Here is an 18,300-nt window from a genome sequence, read left to right as displayed (position 1 = left end):
ACTTATGACTGTTGTATTAGTTACAAAATTATCTTAAATCAGTGCAAAAATACTATGCCAGAGCTTTTGACATAACTGCTAATTTTGTTATATGCTGGCAATTTCACTGATAATATTTATTAAATCATATAAATTTAGCTCCATAGGTTGATGGTAGAAACTAATTTGCTGCATATGCCGAATTCGATAGAATTGATCCATCAAAAATTAATTTACAAAGATGAACTAGGCTTGATTCTGCAATTATGTTGCTGTAAAAAATAAAAAACAGCACCACAGAAATACTTTTCGTAATGGAAAAAAAGGTGCATCACAATGGATTTATTAGAGTATCAAGTTAAAGAATGGTTTGCTAAAATAGGCATCCCGGTATTGCCTTCCCAAAGGATAGATCATCCGACTGATCTCAAGCGGTTAAAAATTCGCTACCCAATTGTCCTGAAATCCCAAGTGTATGCGGGTGAAAGGATACACGCTGGGGGAGTCAGGATTGTCGAAACAACCATTGATGCGATCGCCGCAGCCCAAACTATTTTTAATTTGTCAATTTGGGGTGAGTTACCAGAAGTTTTATTAGCAGAAACTAGATATGATAGTAAACAAGAATTTTACCTAGCGGTAGTTTTAGATACTGCTGTTTCCAGACCAATACTTTTAGGTTGTAAAGAAGCGGATATTGATTGGGAAGCAGCAGGGGAAAAATTGCAGTATGTAGTTGTAGAACAAGAATTTTCTCCTTTTTATGCGCGGCGACTGGCTTTAAAAATGGGTCTGCAAGGTACGCTCATGCAGTCAGTCAGCAACGTTGTCGAAAAAATGTATGAGTTATTTATCCAAAAAGACCTAGATTTAGTAGAAATTAATCCTTTAGCAGTCAATACTGCGAATGAAGTGATGGCGCTAAATGGTAAAGTCAGCATTAACGAACGGGCTATTGGTCGTCATCCAGAACTTGCCGAATTGGCAGCAAAAATTAGTAAACGTCACAGCAGCAACCAAACTAACGGCAAATTAAAAGACTGGAACAGTGGAGAAACACAAGGCAAAATCGGAATTTTAGGTAATGGTGCTGGTTCGATTATGGCTACCTTTGATTTAGTCGTCAGCGCTGGAGGTAAACCAAGTAATCCTTTAAATCTGCGACATGGTTTTTTGACCGATACCTCACCGACAAGTTTTTGCGATCGCCTGGCTAAAGGTATGAACCTCTTCGCTGCTGACAAAAGCATTCAAGTAATCCTGATTAACTTCCTCGGTAGTGTTCCCCAAGCCGACGCACTTGCACAAGTCATTGTCAAATTTATTCAAGATCATAGTAGTGAAATTGAACGCACTCATAGCAGCCGCAGTCGTCGCCGGGAGTCTCAGGTTCCTCACCTGGTTATCAGACTGGCTGGTTCTGAGTTGAATGTTGCCAAAGATTTATTAGCCACATTAGAAAATCAAGGTGAATTGGTATTGGTAGAAGATTTAGACGAAGCTGTAGCGCAAGCTGTTCGTCTTACCAAGTCAACCGCTTATCAATCTCTAAAGGCTAAAGGCTAAGAACTATACAGGATGAAGTCTTAAGGCTAAAGGTAAAAAAATAGATGCTTCATACTACCCTGCGGGTTCTGCTTTAGCAGTACACACTTCATACTTCATACTTTTTATGAACTTAACACCAGACAGTAAAGTAATCATTCAAGGTTTCAGTGAATTTATATCAGCAACTAATATTGTGCAAATGAAAGCTTATGGTACAAATTTGGTTGCTGGTGTCGATCCCGGTTGTGGTGGACAGCAAAAATACAATTTGCCTGTTTTCGATTTAGTTGAAGAGGTGGTGGCGCAGTTCGGCACAATTGACACAACAATTATTTGTGTTCACCCCTACCAAGTCTTAGATGCAGCCTTAGAAGCGATCGCCTCTAATATTCGCCAGATTATTATTATCTCGGCAGGGATGCCCCCTTTGGATATGGTGCAATTACTTCGCAAAGCCGAAGCTTGTGAAACTCTGATTATCGGGCCTAATAGTCCGGGGATCGTCGTCCCAGGGAAAATTCTTTTAGGAACTCAGCCCAGCGAATTTTATACCCCTGGTTCCGTGGGAATTGTTAGCCGCAGCAGTACCCTCACCTACGAAGTCGCCAGGGAATTAACCAAAGCTGGTTTAGGACAATCAATTAGTGTCAGTATTGGGAGCGATGCGATTGTTGGTTCATCATTTTTACAATGGTTGCAAATTCTGGATGAAGATGAAAATACAGAGGCGATCGTTTTAGTCGGTCAACCAGGCGGCGGCAGTGAAGAAGCAGCAGCGCGATATATTACTGAGGCGATCGATAAACCAGTAATTGCCTACATTGCTGGTAGACAAGCACCACCAATCAAAAATTGGCAACAAACAGGAACTTTAGCTACAGTTATTGGCCGTGACCCTAATTTTGGTACAGCACAAAGTAAATTAGCAACGTTAAAAGAAGCGGGAGTTCCTGTGGCTGAACGTCCTTCCCAGATTCCTGAATTGGTCAAAAACGAGATGAAAACCATCTCTGTAGCATGATATAAGTTGATTTCGTCAATTACTCACGAAGGGGGGATGGAAAATTGAACTCTTCCTTCCCCAGATTCCTTTCAGGAAACTTAGGAAATTATTAAGTATTTAATTGTAGTGCTATTGATGAAATTTACTTATAAATATCCGTAATTATCATGTTTTTGTCATAAATTCCGAATTCCGAACTTGTACTGAGCGCAGCCGTTGGCGCAGCCTCTCGTAGAGAAGTATTACGAATTACGAACTTGCCCTCTGCCCCATTTCCTTTTCCTCTCCCAGCCTAGGAAGTAAGCTAAAATTCAAGCATACCAAGCATTTACACCTCGAAAATATGCCATGTTGGAGACTCTACAAACTCGAATTTACGAACTCGAACAATTTGCTAACACCCTAGTTACTAACCAACTAACACACCTGAGCTTGTTGAGTATTGGGGTTATTTTTACGGCTGGCTTAATCACTAGCTTGACTCCCTGTATGTTGTCGATGCTACCAATTACCATTGGTTACATTGGGGGCTATGAAACAAAAAGTCGACTGCAAGCAGCAGCCCAGTCAACTTGGTTTGCTTTAGGATTGGCAACTACCCTCGCCGGCATGGGTGTAATAGCGGCTTTAGTGGGCAAAGTCTACGGACAAATAGGAATTGGTTTGCCAATTATCGTCAGTGTCATCGCCATTATTATGGGGTTGAACTTACTAGAAGCTTTGCCCATACAATTTCCTTCTTTAGGCGAGACGAATTGGATTTCCGAAGATTTGCCACCAGGAGTACGTTCCTACTTTATCGGATTGACTTTCGGCTTAGTAGCCTCTCCTTGTAGCACACCTGTTTTAGCCAGTTTGTTAACTTGGGTAGCCAGCACACAAGACTTAATTTTAGGCGCTGTTTTGTTACTTTCTTATACAGCAGGGTATGTAGCACCATTAATTTTGGCAGGTACTTTTACCGCTGCGATCAAAAAACTGCTAGAGTTGCGTCGCTGGTCTGGCTGGATTAACCCAGTTAGCGGGGCGCTTTTGGTAGGCTTTGGTGTCTTTTCTCTAATTTCTCGCATTCCGTTTGGCAGTTTGTAACCTATGACTTTAGATAATTCAGCGTCTACAGAATCAAGTTGGTTGTCAGCACCTTGGCGATTCATTCGCAAAGAAGTTTTACCTGTACTAACAGACTTACGCTTGGCGATCGCATTATTCTTAATCATTGCTTTGTTCAGTGTTAGCGGTACTGTGATTGAACAAGATGAGTCAGTCAGTTTCTATCGAACTAACTACCCAGAACATCCGGCTTTGTTTGGTTTCTTGACTTGGAAAGTTATCCTCATAGTTGGTTTAAACCGCGTATATCATACTTGGTGGTTTAACGCATTACTAATCTTGTTTGGTAGTAGTCTGAGCGCTTGTACTTTCACTCGTCAATTACCAGCCTTAAAAGCTGCTCAACGCTGGAAATATTACGAAGAACCCCGGCAATTTCAAAAATTAGCTTTAAGTGCAGAATTAGATACTGGTTCTTTAGATACTCTCAGTCAATTATTGCAAAATCGTCGTTATAAAATTTTTCAAGACAAAGATAATATCCTCTACGCCCGCAAGGGAATAGTGGGACGTATTGGCCCAATTATCGTGCATATCGGCATTGTCACCATTCTTGTGGGGGCAATTTGGGGGTCAATGACTGGATTTGCCGCCAATGAACGCATTGCTAGTGGCGACACATTCCAGGTGAAAAACATCATAAATGCTGGCCCTTGGTCAAACACCAAACACTTAGAAGATTGGTCGATGCGCGTCAATCGTTTTTGGATTGACTATACGCCCTCTGGCGGTATTGACCAATTTTATTCAGATATGTCAGTTTTAGATAACGAAGGCAAAGAAGTTGACCACAAGAAGATTTTTGTGAATCAGCCTTTACGTTATCGTGGCGTAACTTTCTATCAAGCAGATTGGGGAATCTCAGGTATTCGCTTTCAATTCAATAACAGCCCCGTATTCAAGCTACCAATGGCGGAGTTGAAAACCCCCGATCAAGGAAAAGGACGTATCTGGGGAACTTGGCTTCCTACCAAACCAGATTTGAGTGAGGGTGTGTCTTTGATAGCGAGAGACTTGCAAGGCATGGTATTAATTTACGATGCCAAAGGTCAATTAATTACCACTGTGCGTACTGGTATGGCAGCCGAAGTTAATGGAACGAACTTAAAAATTTTAGACATTATTGGTAGCACAGGCTTACAAATCAAATCTGACCCTGGTATACCAATTGTCTACGGCGGGTTTGCCATTCTGATGGCGGGTGTGGTAATGAGTTACTTTTCCCACTCCCAAATTTGGGCATTACAAAAAGATGATCGCTTGTATGTCGGTGGTAAAACTAATCGCGCTCAAGTTGCTTTTGAAAGAGAAGTGTTGGAGATTTTAAATGGGCTGAATAATTCACAGTCAACAGCACTAGTGATTTAGAGGTGATAGGTTACAGGTTACAGGTGATAGGGTTAAAAGCCTTTTAGTTTTTAAGTTCTCTCATCTGCCGATATCCTAATTACCTTGGTTATTGCTATAAATATATTTATTTTTAAGCATCAGCGAATTAAGCCGCTGATGCTTTTTGGTGGCGGACTTCAATTACTGTATGCACATTCCCACGAGGAGAAAAATCTGCTTTAACGGTAATTTCTAGAGGATCACAGGCTGCAACCATGTCATCTAGAATTTGATTTGCCGATTCTTCGTGAGATATATAGCGATCGCGGTAACTGTTAATGTAAAGCTTCAAGGCCTTCAATTCCACTACCCGTTCATCTGGTATGTATGTGATATAAATTGTGGCAAAGTCAGGATAGCCGGAAAACGGACATTTACAGGTAAATTCCGGCAAAGTAATATTGACATCATATCGCCTACCCACCCGCGGATTGGGAAAGGTAATTAAATTTCCTTCTGCAATGTTGCGTTCGCCATACTTTACTTCTGATGTATCATTGGTCATTTGTTATCAGTCCTTTGTGATTTTTGCCTTAATAATAATACAGTGCAGCATAAACTAAGCTCCCATCTAAAATTGGACAAAAGCTGATAGTATGAGCATTATTTCTTTTGCCTTTTCACTCTTGTTCCCAGTCGGGACAGTTTTGATCATCCCAGCCGCTGGGGTGCATGGCACAGACTAATAAATTACCACCATAAACTTGACCGTGGTAGTTTGTACAACCGATGCAGGCTGAATTTTGTTCTGCTGTAGCTTCAACTGCATAGGGAAAACCCGAATCTACATCTGCAACTACATCTTCTAATTCCCAATAAATTTCTAAGAAGGGTGCAGATATCTCTTGTAAGTATTGTTCTACTTCAGTAGCAATGTCATTCTGTACTTGCTCAGTCAATTCTTCTGTGAGGTCAAAAAAGCTATCAACCATTTCATTTATTCCTTGAAAGAAGCGATCTACTTCCTCGGCCACTGTCTCTACGATTCCCATTAAATCTTTTTGCCATTCTTCCATAAATTTGACGCTCTTGCTGGCTATGAAGTTAGGATGCTGAGAGCCACCCAAATTCAAGTACATTAATACATTCTAGGCAATGTATCTTATCAAGTTTTTGGGTTTCACATCACGTCCAAGTGCTGTTTATTGCTGACGCTGGAGGTAAAAACTGCTGTTTATTGATCGCGTTGCAGTCTTTTCAACTCTTCTTGCAGTTTTAGCACTTGGTCGCGCAAGTCATCCACATTCTCAGTTGAGGTTTCTTTTACGGTTGGCGCTTCATCTTCCTCTAGGATTTCGATGCGACGAGGTTCAGAAGCAGTTGTTCTTGCAGAAGTGTCAGCAGTTGTGGGTGGCTGTTGCGCTTGGGTCATCATATCTTCAACGAAGCGGCGGGCTTCTTCTGTGTTCATTTCGCCCCGCGCTACCATTTCATCTGCCAGTTTTTGGACTTGCGATCGCAGTTCGGCTAATTTTCCTCCCGCCTTCTCACCCGCGTAAGAAGCTAGACCAACACCGAGGTAAAAAGCTTTTTGTACAATATCTCCAAAACCAGGCATCGCTGCTGATCGCTCCTAAAAATAGGGCGACCCGGAGACTAAGCCTACCACAAGCATCCCGTGTTGCTGCCACCTTCCGGTTCTGACAAGGTTTAGGCGTTGCAGTCGCATAGATCCAGGTCTAACGAAATCATAACACTAAAAGTCCGTAATTGTGTCCTACTCGACAACAATTTTCCATTCGTAAAGCTGGTAGTTGACGCAGCCATTTTTTACCAAGGGGTCAAGAGCGATAATTGCTTGTGCTTCATCCATAGAAGCGGCTTCAAACAGTAACATTCCGCCTCCCATTTTTGCCCAATAGCCTGTTTTGGCTTGATGTCCTTTGGCAATTAACTCCTGCACATAGGCTTTGTGGGCGGGTATATATTGGTCAAAGATGGTTTTATCGACTTTACCTGCTTCTATCTTTACAAACCACGGCATTTTGCTGAATACCTCGCTTTTGTACGCTCAACTATCTAGTTGTAATATTTTCTGGGCATTCCCCGCAGACGTTGGCGGTACAATCTTGAAGCCAAAGTTGTTTAGAAGTCAGAATAATCAATAGTATTTTTTGAGTCTTGTAATCCCATGATGAGCCGTTTTTTTGTCGCCTTGCTGCCGCCGCAAGACATTCAGGCGTATGCTAACGAAATCAAACAGTACTTTGCTGATTGCTACGCCAGCCGTCACGCGCAAAAATCACCGCTACACATTACGCTGCAACCGCCGTTTGCATGGGCAGATGATAAGTTATCCTCCTTAGAAGTAACTTTAAGAAAGTTTGCTAACCAACAAAAGTCACTACTAGTAACCCTCGACGGCTTTAATGCTTTTGCTCACCACGTCATATATATTGATGTGGTGAGAAGTCAAGAACTTTTGACTTTGCAAGCAGATTTAATGATGCACATAGAAACCAGCTTAGGAATTGTGGATGAGGTTGGTAAAAAGCGTCCTTTTGCGCCGCATATGACAGTTGCGTTTCGAGATTTAACCCGACAGAATTTTCAAGCAGCTTGGCAGGAATTTGAAAATCGTCAGCTGCATTCTGAATTTACTGCCGACAAGTTAACGCTATTGCTTCATGATGGTAAGCAATGGAAAATTAAATCGGAGTTTACTTTTTTGACAAGTAACGAATGAATATCTAACTGAACTCTATAGTTTCAACAAAGGACAAAATATTATCCTTGATATATTCAGCTTCTTCGGCGATATCATTAGGTATTTCGCCATTTAAAAAGCTGCGTTGATTGCTAACTATATATAAAAACTCACCATTAATAAAGGCAAGCAGTCCTCGGTAAGCATCCAATCTAGTAGAAGTGCCATTATTTTCTTGTTGAGACATAGTTGAACCTTTAGGCATATCAACTAAGGCGTAGTATGCTCCTTCAAACATGTCTTCTAGATACTCACTATACTTGACTTGAGCATCTGCTACATTGGCAAAAATTGCTTGTGGTACATACTTTTCGACTACTATAGATTGCAGATATTCTTCCTGTCCTTGAGATTCTAGTTCTGCTAACTGTTCTGGAGGTACGGGATAATAATCGATCCGTAGCAAAGTACCAAAGTCATCAGAAAATCCGACTACTCCTTCTTGTGTTTGAATCTTACCGCCTTGCTCTGGGTCAACGGGAATGGGGACTGTAAAATTTCCTAGGGGCGATTCATAGATATCTTCGGTATATTCTTCTACAGTAATTGTATCATCTTCATCATCTAAGTATTCTTCATTTCCTGCTGCTTGAAAGGCAGCAATTATTTCCTTAACAATTTCGTCTGCTTCTTCATCTTCGAGTTCCAAGGCTTCTTGTAACTGTTTTAAAAAAGGCTGTTTCTGATTAGGAATAATCAATTCTTCGTCATCTAAAAGTGCAACTACCCCAGCTGCAAAACCATCTAGTACTAAATCTTCGGTAAGCGATTCATTGGCGGTATTAAACAATGGACTCAGCCCTTTTTCTTCTGCAATACCGATGAGTCTATCGACGATTTCGATAATTTCATCTTCTGAGTATTCTTCAAAAACCTCAAATTCCCACAGGATACCTGCTAAACCTTCTGGATCTACTTCTTCAGCCGAAGAATCTGCAATTGCAGTCACCACAGCGATCGCAGCTACGGCTTCTTCGGGTGTTAAAGATTCTTCTAGTGTCTTTTGTGAGTTAAAAACTTTGTCATATTTAGTCATAATTGCTACACCTGTCAATTGCTTACGAGTTTTGTTTAAAATTAGCGATCGCCTAGAATCTCAATTCCACTAAGCCATGTTGAAATTCATTTGTATTCAATACTCTTAACTTTCTTCATCCTCCGTATGAGACATCCAAGCAGCAATTAGCAATCTTCTCTCAAAACTTAGCTCATCCCAGAAATTAACAAAAATTTGGTGCAAACTTGGGAAAGTTGCTCATCACTAATCTTAATCTGTCTTGAGAACAATAGTTTTCATCAAAATTATTTGGTTTTAATAGTTGAATCTCATAATTCATCTACTGCTAATGATTACCATAAAAATGGAATTTATGATTTTTTTTAACAGTTCTATAAATTCTCTCATAACCAAACAGCAATTCTCTAGAGCAATCAGAGGTTGCAATCCTGATTTAGGATGAGGACACAACACGTAAAGCTTTTGACTGGTAAATCTCGGTTTTATTGAAGAGGCTGAATATCAACAAACACTCAATTTTTTAGATATTTTGTATCAAAAAAGCTTGACAGTCTTTTAAAGATACATCTAAAAAAACAAAATTATTAGGATTAATTTAAGATTGGCTTTAAAATCTCTAGAAATTGACTGTGACATTCTTCAGTTTTTATCCTCTAGCAAGCGAAATATATCCAACGATAGAAACATAAACTAGCTCTCGATAGATTTTCTTTACCAAAGGAAGGATGGCATAATACCGAAGTGCAAAGCAACACATAGCAAATATTTAAATCCAACCTTAAAACTTTTATGGTGCAAACACCTCCATCTCAATTCTCACCAGAGCAATACAAGGTAGATTCAGCCACAGCAGAAGTAGAAGCTCTCATCCAAACACCACCATCAGATACAGAGCTTGATTTAGAGTTTCTCTACACCAGAGATATTGAATTTCGCCAAGAAACAATTTACTTTCTTGTTGTAGATCGCTTTTATGATGGCGACCTCGAAAATAGTCAAGGTACTAACTCAGAACTCTACGATCCCAGCGGACAAGACTGGGGTAAGTACTGGGGTGGCGATTTGCAAGGGGTAATCGACAAATTAGACTATCTCAAAAACATGGGAGTCACTGCTGTATGGTTAACGCCTCTATTCGAGCAGGTGGAAGAGTTATTGGTGGGTAATGCAGCCATGCACGGCTATTGGACAAAAGACTTTAAGCGCATCAATCCCCGCTATATTGCTCAAGGAGAAAACCCTTCTTTAAATGAAACTCAAGAAGCTAAAAATACAACCTTCGATCGCTTAATTGCAGAGTTGCACAAGCGTAATATGAAGCTGGTGCTAGATATAGTTTGCAACCATAGCACCCCTGATACCAGCGGTAGCAAAGGTGAATTGTATGACGATGGCGTAAAAATTGCTGACTTTAATAACGATGCCAATCACTGGTATCACCATTATGGTGAAGTGCAGAATTGGGAAGATGATTGGCAAGTTCAAAACTGTGAATTAGCTGGTTTGGCAACCTTCAACGAAAATAACAGTGAATATCGTGAGTACATCAAATCAGCCATTAAACAATGGCTAGATAGAGGTGTAGATGCACTGCGGGTAGACACTGTGAAACATATGCCCATCTGGTTTTGGCAAGAATTCACCGGCGATATGTACAACCACAGACCAGATGTATTTATTTTTGGCGAATGGATTTACAGCCATCCTGGTGACGATCGCTCGGTGGAATTTGCCAATAATTCCGGGATGACTATACTAGACTTTGGGCTGTGTGTGGCAATTCGCGCCGCACTGGCTCAAGGTTCAGAAAACGGATTTCACACAATTCAATACATCTTTGATGAAGACTATCGTTACAGCGGCGCAACCGAGTTAATTACCTTCATTGACAATCATGATATGCCGCGCTTTCAATCGCTGAACCCTGATCCAGCAATGTTGAAAGTAGCGATCGCCTTGATTATGACATCGCGCGGTATTCCCTGCATCTATTACGGTACAGAGCAGTATCTCCATAACGATACCGATGGCGGTAACGACCCATACAACCGCCCAATGATGGAAAAATGGGACAATGATACAGAAGTTTATCGTTACATTCGATTACTCTCCGGCTTACGACGCTTGAATCCAGCCATCTCAATGGGTAGTCAATGGCCGAAATACATCACTCCCGATATTTACTGCTACGTGCGCCGCTATCGTGATTCTTTGTGCTTCGTCGCCCTCAACCGGGGTGGAGAAGTGACATTACCAGAAATCGAGACAGAATTACCCGACGGTGAACACACTTGTGTCATCACTCGCAATAAATATGGAGTTAAAGATGGCAAAATTAACAACCTGCAACTAGAAGAACGAGGAGTGATTGTTATTAGCCACGTTGGCGAACGCATCAAAGGACAAACCATCGTGCGTGTCCAACTTAACGGCGTAAATACCCAACCTGGGGAAACAATTGTTGTTACTGGAGACTGCCCAGAATTAGGCAATTGGGATATTAGTAAAGCTTATCAGTTGGAATACATCAACGCTAATACTTGGTTTGCCGAGATTCCCTTTGATGAAAGTGCTGGCAAGTTGATTAGTTATAAATATGCCATGTGGCGCGAAGAGCGATCGCCCCTACGCGAAAACACCACACCCCGCCGTTGGGTAGTAGCCAAAGAAGGCACTGTCAAATGGCGTGACACTTGGGCAACAGGACGGGAATCTTAGAAGTCTGAAGTCTGTAGACGCTTTTAGCGGCTTGCCGCAGGCTAGTGTCAAGTCTGAAAACTCCCAGGGCGTGGCGTGACAAGTTGTAATTTCTAAGTATTACACATTGTCACGCTACTAAAACTTATCTATCACCCTATGAGTGATTTGGGCGAAAAACAGGTGGCGTTATACATTAAATGTATAGCAAGAAGCATAGAGATTTAGACAGAAAGCATGAATGGCGGGAATAGTCATACTTTTCCTCCTGCCTCCTGCCTCCTGCCTCCTGCCTCCTGCTATATCTCTCACACCTGACCAACTCAGGCTTGGTCTTTCACAGCGAAGGGTTTGGAAATGTTTGCTTCCTCAGAGACTCCTATAATTGGGGCAATTGTATTAGTAGCTTTCGGAATTTTGGGTTGGGGCTTTTATCGCGCCAGACCTTTTGGAAAACTGGGAATCTTAGCCTGGTTGCAGTCAGTGGTGTTGATGTCTCCCTGGCTGTTATTCTTCGGTTTATTTGCTGCTGGAATTTACCTCAACATAGTCGGGATATTATTGTTGGTGGTAGCTTCTGCTGGGTTATACATTTATCTTGGGAAACAACTGCGCGCTGCTGGACAAGATGCCATCCTCAAGCAACGAGCGACAGAAAGGCTTGCGGCTAATTCCTCCGCAGAAGGAAATGCAGCACAACAACCAGTTAGTACCGAACTGAAAATTGAAGTATTATCAATTCCCGAAGCAGACTTGAGCGCCATTAAAGGCATTTTTGGTGTTGATACATTTTTCGCCACAGAAACGATCGCCTACCAAGAAGGCGCTATCTTTAAAGGTAATCTGCGGGGAGAACCCCAAGAAGTTCACAATCGCCTCAGCGCTAGTTTGCAACAACGTCTTGGTGAGCAATATCGTCTATTTTTAGTAGAAAACACAGACGGTAAACCTGTGGTAATTGTATTACCTAGCCGTAACGATCCTCGTCCAACGACAGCAGCGCAAAAAGCTTTTGCCGGGATATTACTCATCGCCACTCTTGCCACTTGCTTAGAAACTGCGGGACTATTGCTGAATTTTGACTTATTTACCACTCCTGCACGTTTCACCCAAGCTTTACCTATCGGCATTGGCATATTTGTAGTTTTGATAGCACACGAAATCGGTCATTGGGTACTTGCCCGTCGTTACCAAGTCCGTCTTAGTTGGCCTTTCTTTTTACCTGCTGTGCAAATTGGCTCCTTTGGTTCAATTACTCGTTTTGAATCTTTATTACCCAACCGCACCGCATTATTTGATATTACTTTGGCAGGGCCAGCCGCCGGCGGTATCGTATCTTTAACTATGTTGATTGTTGGGTTACTGCTTTCCCATCCAGGCAGTTTATTTCAATTGCCCAATCAGTTTTTTCAAGGCTCAATTTTGGTGGGTAGCTTGGCGCGAGTTGTCCTCGGTTCGGCTTTACAATCACCTGTGGTCAACGTCCATCCCTTGGTAATCATTGGTTGGCTAGGTTTGGTAATTACTGCTTTAAACTTAATGCCAGCCGGACAACTAGATGGTGGGCGCATTGTCCAAGCAATTTATGGCCGCAAAACTGCTGGACGGGCGACATTTGCTACTTTGATTTTGTTGGCAGTAATTTCCCTTGGTAATACTTTAGCGATGTATTGGGCGATCGTGATTTTGTTTTTACAACGAGATTTAGAACGCCCCAGCTTAAATGAAATCACTGAACCAGATGATGCCAGAGCCGCTTTAGGTCTTTTGGCATTATTCTTGATGATTGCGACTCTTTTGCCATTAACTCCCGGACTGGCTGGGCGTTTGGGAATTGGCTGATAAGTATGAAGTTTGAAGTCTGAATCTTCAACAAATTAATTGTAGTGGCGTGACTCAACTAAATTAATTAGCCCACGCCACTATTACCACAAAAACTTTGTGTAACTTTGTCTTGAAAAGTTTCCAACCCTCCTGAGAACTTTTCGCTGCGTTTACCTTTTCATGACTAGAGTAGAAGGAGAAAATACACGCTTACGTCATTATTTAGCACGTCTACATCGCAAAACGTTATGTTATTCCAAATCAGTAGATATGCTTAAATATTCAATTCGTTTATTACTCCATTATCTCAAGTATGGACGAATACCTGTATTTAGTTGATTCCTCCCGCATTTATGCAACGCCGGAATTTGATCCGTTATTCCCCTCTTTTTAAGGGGGGATCTTGATACAGTCTGGTACTTTTCAAACATCCTCTTAGACGATTGTATCGCTTATTCTGGCTATTTGAGTAAATATCCGGGGAACAGTCGGGTATCTCTTCAAATTGTTGATCATCTTTTGTTCATCAAGACTCAGATAGATGGACAGGTTTACCGAAAAGTTCTACAATTTGACAGATAAAAGTAAATCTACTTATTGCTCCATCAACCCAAGCATAGTAAAGATTTTCTGGTGATTCCACTCGACGGTGGAAGCATTCTATTAAGATAAGAAAGTCTTTAGTAGAGGATGGTAAACAATGGATGTAAAGCTGATACTAGCTGGATTAACAGTAGTATTTACAGTTGCGTGCCTGTTTTTTGGTACGAAAAATGGATTTTATGATTCAGAGAACTATCATGGTAATGGCTCTGCACACTAATAATAGTGCAACAGCAAAAAAGCAGTTCCCTTAACTTAGAGTTTTAGGGCAAATCCCATCTTTTCCAAACCAGTGCGGGTTTGCAAAAGGCGTTCTCTCCAATCAAAAATCCATATCTCAGGGTGTATAAACGCACGACAAAACTTACCCTAGATCACAAAAGCAAAATCGCCAGAATTCTTCGCTTTTGGGATATGTCAATGATGATCAGGTTGGAGGGGGGAAAGCATGAGGGATAATCTGTCGGCATCCTCTCGCTTTGATACTGAAGAAACAGGTGTTGAATTAAACTGTTTTCCTTACAGTGTCCAGCATGATGATGAGGGTGTGTGTTTACTTGTCAAGATAGGGCCACATCGCATTCTCTTAGATTGTGGTATGGAGAATATTTCTTCATTACACAAGGGACTAACTAAATCGGCTCGTCGAGGTAGTTCACCGTTACCTGCTGATGTGGTATTACTAAGTCATGCTCACCCCGATCACGCTAGAGGCGTGTTGGCATTACACAAAGCTTTCCCACTATTACCAATCTACGCCAGTGAAGTAACAACCAAGTTACTACCGTTGAACTGGCCAGAGCAGAACTTCAAAGAAATTCCCCAATTGTGTCATGCCCTGCCGTTGCGATCGCCTATAGAATTGCAAGAGGGTTTAGTTGTAGAATTATTTCCCTCAGGACACTTACCAGGGGCAGTAGCAATTCTACTCACCTACACAACCGAGCAGCGCTCTTACAAAGTATTATACACAGGTGACTTTTTCTTATCAAATTCCCGACTGGTAGAAGGTTTACGCTTAGAAGAATTGCGGGGATTAGATGTAAATGTGCTAATCATCGAAGGTACTTACGGCACATCGCGTCATCCCCACCGCCGCAACCAAGAAAACCAACTAGCTGAACGCATCAATCGAGCGATCGCTGAGTATAATTCTGTACTTTTACCTACACCTGCATTAGGTTTGGGACAAGAACTACTGATGCTTCTACGGAGTCATCATCACTTCACAGGACGGGATTTAGATATTTGGGTCGATGGTACTGTAGCTAAAGGGTGTGATGCTTATTTAGAACTGCTACCCTATCTCCCTCCATCCGTCCAAAACTTTGCTCGCCATCAACCCTTGTTTTGGGATGAACGGGTACGTCCTAGGGTACGGCGTTTGCAGCCAGAACAACGCGTTGTTGTTGGAAATTCGCCGTGTATAGTTCTCACTGACTCAACCGCTGATTTAGGTGAATACTGCCAAGCAAACACCGGCCCTTGGCTGATCCTTGTCCCAGAAAAAATTGATATAAAAGTTAATAAACAATATTTAGCGCCTACCACGGTTGAAAGCTATCTTCTCGCTCAACACAGTGATGGCCCTGGTACGACTCAATTAATTCATAATTTGCGTCCCCAGCATGTCCTATTCGTCCACGGTTCTCCTGCCTACTTAGCAGATTTAACTAGCTTAGAAGAGTTACAAAACCGCTATCATATCCATTCTCCAGCGGCTAACACCTTGGTAGAACTGCCTATTGGTGACACATTTGTACAACCAGCAGCACCAGAGACGAACTACGAAGGCGAACTTACAGAACTAGAAACAGTCATCACCATTACCCTACCTGAGGCGATTACAGAAGATCCGCGTTGGCGCGAATTTGCCGATACGGGTTTAATTGAAGCGCGTTGGCAAGGAGAGGAAATTGTCTTGCGGGGATTGTCTCAAAGAGAATTATTGAATCAAAGCGGCGATCGCTATAATTTATCTGATGTAGATTGCTGTGGTACTTGCCGACACCAAAGAGGACAACGCTGTTGGAACCCTGCTTCTCCTCTTTATAACTTTAAAGTCACTCTCGAAGGTTACTGTCCAGCTTTTGAACGTTCTTCAACTACTGAGTCCTGAGTAAAGGAAGTTAATCTCACTCACCCAGGACGCAGCACTGTGTTTTGAGTTAATCAGGATTGGAGTCGGTAAAACGGTTACGAATGCGTTCAGCCTCAGGACAATCTTCAGTTAGGAGAGGTTCGACATTACCCCTTGGTACGGAAGCTAATTTTTGAGTGACAGCGCCAATACTTTCGAGGCGAACCATTTCTTCCCAAGAACAAACTTCGTCTTCCTCATCTGTTTCATAGCGTAACGTCACCAAATCTCCCTCTATGTCGAGGATGCGGGCGCGTTCTATCCAGCGTTGCTGGTCCCGCAAGAAAACACATACCTCCCGCCCATCGCAACACAGTTGATAAATCTTGCGGTGTAGCATGTACTGCTTCTGCCTTTTTAAACAACGTACGTTAAACCTGAAAAAATTTGGGTTTTACCCCATTAGATCACATCCTTAGAGAGGTCAGTTTCACGGTTCATAGTGACTGCACCAGTTGAACTCAATCTCTTTTAGGATAGTAAGAGCGACTGTCTACTTCAGAGAAGTCACACAATCCGGGATTCGTCCTAACCAGTTTAACAGCTGCTGGTGAGTCTTTCTATCATTATGTAATAATAAATACTCCAAAACAAGCGGTGATTGCGGTTGTTTAAGTTGCCTACTTGTAGTCATGGGCATTACTGGGAAGTCAGGGGATTCTGCTGTACTTTTGCCCCTGTGTATTTGATCTTAACTCATTATTTTGCTGACCTTCATGGTTTTCAACAACAACATCTTATGAGTTTTAAATTTTAGGCTGTTGTTTGGTGATTAGGCTGGGTGTAGAAGAGAGATTTCACTGAAGTTTTTGCCAACCTAGCAAGATTTGTACTGGGTGAGAAATTCTATAAGTCGCTCCGAAGTTCCTTCTCGTTTGATTTCACCTGCTCTAACTGCATCATATAGGTCTGCCAAAACTGCCAAATCCTCAGAATGATAGCACTTAGTAGCTAGGACTTGATGGAGCAGACCTTCAGATTCAACACTAAGATATCCAGTTTGAAAAGCAGATTCAACGAGTGCGCGAATCATTTGATTAGGGCATAATAAGCAATTTGATACATCTAGTATGGAACATTAATGTTCTATACTGATTGATCAAGACAGTCTATACTAGTGATTATAATTACAAGAAGTTGTGATTTAAATCACGTATCTTTCAAGCATGGTAATAACCCAAGTTCCTTGTTTAACAGTATAAATTAAATAATTAATTTCTAACTCCTAAGTATTCTTGCTAAAATCTATTAAAAAAATATACAATTTCTTATTAAGAAATAATAAAATTATATTAGTCATAAAATATACTTAAAAAGCAAAAAATTGGCGGAAATCCTCATCCTGTTGACTCAACTGCACCCACTCAAGGTTTAAAGATATAAATTTTTGTGACAAGCGATCGCAAGCAGGGCGTTCCGTAGCGTAATGTCCAGCATCAATTAAAATTAAACCGCGATCGCGGCTTTCTTGAAACTGATGAAATTTGCAGTCAGAAGTTAAATAAACTTGCGCCCCGGTTTTCACAACCGCCGAAATGTAACTAGCTCCCGAACCACCCAAAACTGCTACGCGTGAAATAGTTTGTTGTAAATCAGCCGTTGGGGAAAAAATCAAATTAGGTGGAGCAAGTTGCTTTTGAATCACCGCTAATAACTCTTGTAGTGTCACTAATTTTTCTAGTACTCCCACACGTCCATAACCCAAGCCTGAAACAGTAGGTACTATAGGTGTGACTTCCTGAAGGTTGAGAATTTGTGCCAAAACATCAGCCGTACCGTCTTGTACTTGGTCAAAATTAGTATGAGCAGTATATATACCAATATTATGGGTAAAAGCTAAACGCACCATTTCTGCGATCGCTTCACCACGACGAAAAGATTTAGGAGGAGTAAAAATCAAAGGATGATGGGCAAAAATTAAATTAGCATGGAGAGCGATCGCTTCTTCCATCACCGCCAAAGTCGGAGTCAGACATACCAACACCCGTGCTGACTCCTGCAAAACGCCAGGCTCAACTTGCCAACCACAATTATCCCAGCTTTCACACCAAGCCGGATTCGCCCATTCTTCAAACCAACTAATTAAATCAATAATTTTCATAATTGTCTTAGTTAAATATTTACTCAGCACGAGCTGAACGCCCCGCTACCACTAAGAGGGTGTTTGAAAAGTTTTGAGTGGTGAAATTTTATGCCAATCGCCTCACCATGATCCGGATCATGGCAAGGTAAATAAACGTCTCCGATGTTTCGGGCAATAACTCATAATCTCGAACTAATCG

General features: G+C 41.6%; 16 protein-coding genes, 1 other RNA gene and 2 pseudogenes. 9 read left to right on the top strand and 10 right to left on the bottom strand.

From position 1 onward, the window contains the following. The first annotated feature begins 315 nt into the window (after positions 1-315). The 4 genes from IQ259_RS04835 to IQ259_RS04820 all read left to right on the top strand — a co-directional run bounded on the left by IQ259_RS04835 (position 316) and on the right by IQ259_RS04820 (position 5,008). Positions 316-1,545, top strand: coding sequence for a succinate--CoA ligase subunit beta (locus IQ259_RS04835; RefSeq protein WP_193881650.1), 1,230 nt, complete (start codon positions 316-318; stop codon positions 1,543-1,545). A 106-nt stretch (positions 1,546-1,651) separates the two neighbouring features. After that, complete coding sequence (locus tag IQ259_RS04830; RefSeq protein WP_193881647.1) at positions 1,652-2,548, top strand: CoA-binding protein; 897 nt, start codon at positions 1,652-1,654, stop codon at positions 2,546-2,548. 330 nt (positions 2,549-2,878) lie between these two features. Further along, complete coding sequence (locus IQ259_RS04825; RefSeq protein ID WP_193881643.1) at positions 2,879-3,619, top strand: cytochrome c biogenesis protein CcdA; 741 nt, start codon at positions 2,879-2,881, stop codon at positions 3,617-3,619. A gap of 3 nt (positions 3,620-3,622) precedes the next feature. Next, positions 3,623-5,008 (top strand): cytochrome c biogenesis protein, encoded by a 1,386-nt coding sequence (locus tag IQ259_RS04820; protein ID WP_193881640.1) that lies wholly within the window; start codon positions 3,623-3,625, stop codon positions 5,006-5,008. A gap of 127 nt (positions 5,009-5,135) precedes the next feature. Here the strand turns inward: IQ259_RS04820 and queF are convergent, their stop codons facing one another. The 5 genes from queF to IQ259_RS04795 form a co-directional block, all read right to left on the bottom strand. Then, complete coding sequence (gene queF / locus IQ259_RS04815) at positions 5,136-5,534, bottom strand: preQ(1) synthase (RefSeq protein ID WP_193881637.1); 399 nt, start codon at positions 5,532-5,534, stop codon at positions 5,136-5,138. A 115-nt stretch (positions 5,535-5,649) separates the two neighbouring features. Continuing rightward, positions 5,650-6,045 (bottom strand): hypothetical protein, encoded by a 396-nt coding sequence (locus IQ259_RS04810; RefSeq protein ID WP_193881974.1) that lies wholly within the window; start codon positions 6,043-6,045, stop codon positions 5,650-5,652. Between the two features lie 158 nt (positions 6,046-6,203). Continuing rightward, on the bottom strand, positions 6,204-6,587 hold the full coding sequence (locus IQ259_RS04805; RefSeq protein WP_193881634.1) for a phasin family protein: 384 nt from the start codon (positions 6,585-6,587) through the stop codon (positions 6,204-6,206). Between the two features lie 25 nt (positions 6,588-6,612). Beyond that, positions 6,613-6,709, bottom strand: an RNA gene (gene ffs / locus IQ259_RS04800) — signal recognition particle sRNA small type. A 37-nt stretch (positions 6,710-6,746) separates the two neighbouring features. Continuing rightward, on the bottom strand, positions 6,747-7,013 hold the full coding sequence (locus tag IQ259_RS04795) for a YciI family protein (protein ID WP_193881632.1): 267 nt from the start codon (positions 7,011-7,013) through the stop codon (positions 6,747-6,749). A 150-nt stretch (positions 7,014-7,163) separates the two neighbouring features. On the opposite strand from IQ259_RS04795, the gene IQ259_RS04790 reads away from it, so the two are divergent. Next, positions 7,164-7,715: a 2'-5' RNA ligase family protein gene (locus IQ259_RS04790; RefSeq protein WP_193881971.1), complete on the top strand. Its 552-nt coding sequence runs from the start codon at positions 7,164-7,166 to the stop codon at positions 7,713-7,715. Positions 7,716-7,719: 4 nt separating this feature from the next. On the opposite strand, the gene IQ259_RS04785 is transcribed toward IQ259_RS04790, so the two are convergent. Continuing rightward, entirely contained in the window at positions 7,720-8,772 is a 1,053-nt protein-coding gene (locus IQ259_RS04785; protein WP_193881629.1) for a hypothetical protein, read from the bottom strand. 771 nt (positions 8,773-9,543) lie between these two features. On the opposite strand from IQ259_RS04785, the gene IQ259_RS04780 reads away from it, so the two are divergent. The 4 genes and pseudogenes from IQ259_RS04780 to IQ259_RS04765 all read left to right on the top strand — a co-directional run bounded on the left by IQ259_RS04780 (position 9,544) and on the right by IQ259_RS04765 (position 15,997). After that, positions 9,544-11,472, top strand: a complete 1,929-nt coding sequence (locus IQ259_RS04780) for an alpha-amylase family glycosyl hydrolase (protein ID WP_193881626.1) — start codon at positions 9,544-9,546, stop codon at positions 11,470-11,472. Positions 11,473-11,808: 336 nt separating this feature from the next. Then, entirely contained in the window at positions 11,809-13,293 is a 1,485-nt protein-coding gene (locus IQ259_RS04775; RefSeq protein ID WP_193881623.1) for a site-2 protease family protein, read from the top strand. A 159-nt stretch (positions 13,294-13,452) separates the two neighbouring features. Next, positions 13,453-13,614, top strand: a pseudogene (locus IQ259_RS04770) (IS1 family transposase); the annotation flags it as partial. 712 nt (positions 13,615-14,326) lie between these two features. Further along, on the top strand, positions 14,327-15,997 hold the full coding sequence (locus IQ259_RS04765) for an MBL fold metallo-hydrolase (protein ID WP_193881620.1): 1,671 nt from the start codon (positions 14,327-14,329) through the stop codon (positions 15,995-15,997). Between the two features lie 49 nt (positions 15,998-16,046). Here the strand turns inward: IQ259_RS04765 and IQ259_RS04760 are convergent, their stop codons facing one another. The 4 genes and pseudogenes from IQ259_RS04760 to IQ259_RS04745 all read right to left on the bottom strand — a co-directional run. After that, entirely contained in the window at positions 16,047-16,358 is a 312-nt protein-coding gene (locus IQ259_RS04760; RefSeq protein WP_096578253.1) for a DUF6679 family protein, read from the bottom strand. A gap of 477 nt (positions 16,359-16,835) precedes the next feature. Then, positions 16,836-17,051: a hypothetical protein gene (locus IQ259_RS04755; RefSeq protein WP_193881617.1), complete on the bottom strand. Its 216-nt coding sequence runs from the start codon at positions 17,049-17,051 to the stop codon at positions 16,836-16,838. A gap of 276 nt (positions 17,052-17,327) precedes the next feature. After that, the gene (locus IQ259_RS04750; protein WP_193881614.1) at positions 17,328-18,119 is read right to left on the bottom strand and encodes a Nif3-like dinuclear metal center hexameric protein; all 792 of its coding nucleotides are present in this window, start codon (positions 18,117-18,119) and stop codon (positions 17,328-17,330) included. Positions 18,120-18,207: 88 nt separating this feature from the next. Next, positions 18,208-18,300: pseudogene (locus IQ259_RS04745) on the bottom strand (IS5/IS1182 family transposase); the annotation flags it as partial.

Source organism: Fortiea sp. LEGE XX443, from assembly GCF_015206815.1.
Lineage (GTDB): Bacteria > Cyanobacteriota > Cyanobacteriia > Cyanobacteriales > Nostocaceae > Nostoc_B.
This window is presented reverse-complemented; position numbering and strand designations above follow the sequence as displayed.

Excerpts from the sequence above, each read along its gene's own strand:
- IQ259_RS04835 (WP_193881650.1), top strand. The coding sequence starts at position 316 with ATGGATTTATTAGAGTATCAAGTTAAAGAATGGTTTGCTAAAATAGGC.
- IQ259_RS04830 (WP_193881647.1), top strand. The coding sequence starts at position 1,652 with ATGAACTTAACACCAGACAGTAAAGTAATCATTCAAGGTTTCAGTGAA.
- IQ259_RS04825 (WP_193881643.1), top strand. The coding sequence starts at position 2,879 with ATGTTGGAGACTCTACAAACTCGAATTTACGAACTCGAACAATTTGCT.
- IQ259_RS04820 (WP_193881640.1), top strand. The coding sequence starts at position 3,623 with ATGACTTTAGATAATTCAGCGTCTACAGAATCAAGTTGGTTGTCAGCA.
- queF (WP_193881637.1), bottom strand. The coding sequence starts at position 5,534 with ATGACCAATGATACATCAGAAGTAAAGTATGGCGAACGCAACATTGCA.
- IQ259_RS04810 (WP_193881974.1), bottom strand. The coding sequence starts at position 6,045 with ATGGAAGAATGGCAAAAAGATTTAATGGGAATCGTAGAGACAGTGGCC.
- IQ259_RS04805 (WP_193881634.1), bottom strand. The coding sequence starts at position 6,587 with ATGCCTGGTTTTGGAGATATTGTACAAAAAGCTTTTTACCTCGGTGTT.
- IQ259_RS04795 (WP_193881632.1), bottom strand. The coding sequence starts at position 7,013 with ATGCCGTGGTTTGTAAAGATAGAAGCAGGTAAAGTCGATAAAACCATC.
- IQ259_RS04790 (WP_193881971.1), top strand. The coding sequence starts at position 7,164 with ATGAGCCGTTTTTTTGTCGCCTTGCTGCCGCCGCAAGACATTCAGGCG.
- IQ259_RS04785 (WP_193881629.1), bottom strand. The coding sequence starts at position 8,772 with ATGACTAAATATGACAAAGTTTTTAACTCACAAAAGACACTAGAAGAA.
- IQ259_RS04780 (WP_193881626.1), top strand. The coding sequence starts at position 9,544 with ATGGTGCAAACACCTCCATCTCAATTCTCACCAGAGCAATACAAGGTA.
- IQ259_RS04775 (WP_193881623.1), top strand. The coding sequence starts at position 11,809 with ATGTTTGCTTCCTCAGAGACTCCTATAATTGGGGCAATTGTATTAGTA.
- IQ259_RS04765 (WP_193881620.1), top strand. The coding sequence starts at position 14,327 with ATGAGGGATAATCTGTCGGCATCCTCTCGCTTTGATACTGAAGAAACA.
- IQ259_RS04760 (WP_096578253.1), bottom strand. The coding sequence starts at position 16,358 with ATGCTACACCGCAAGATTTATCAACTGTGTTGCGATGGGCGGGAGGTA.
- IQ259_RS04755 (WP_193881617.1), bottom strand. The coding sequence starts at position 17,051 with ATGATTCGCGCACTCGTTGAATCTGCTTTTCAAACTGGATATCTTAGT.
- IQ259_RS04750 (WP_193881614.1), bottom strand. The coding sequence starts at position 18,119 with ATGAAAATTATTGATTTAATTAGTTGGTTTGAAGAATGGGCGAATCCG.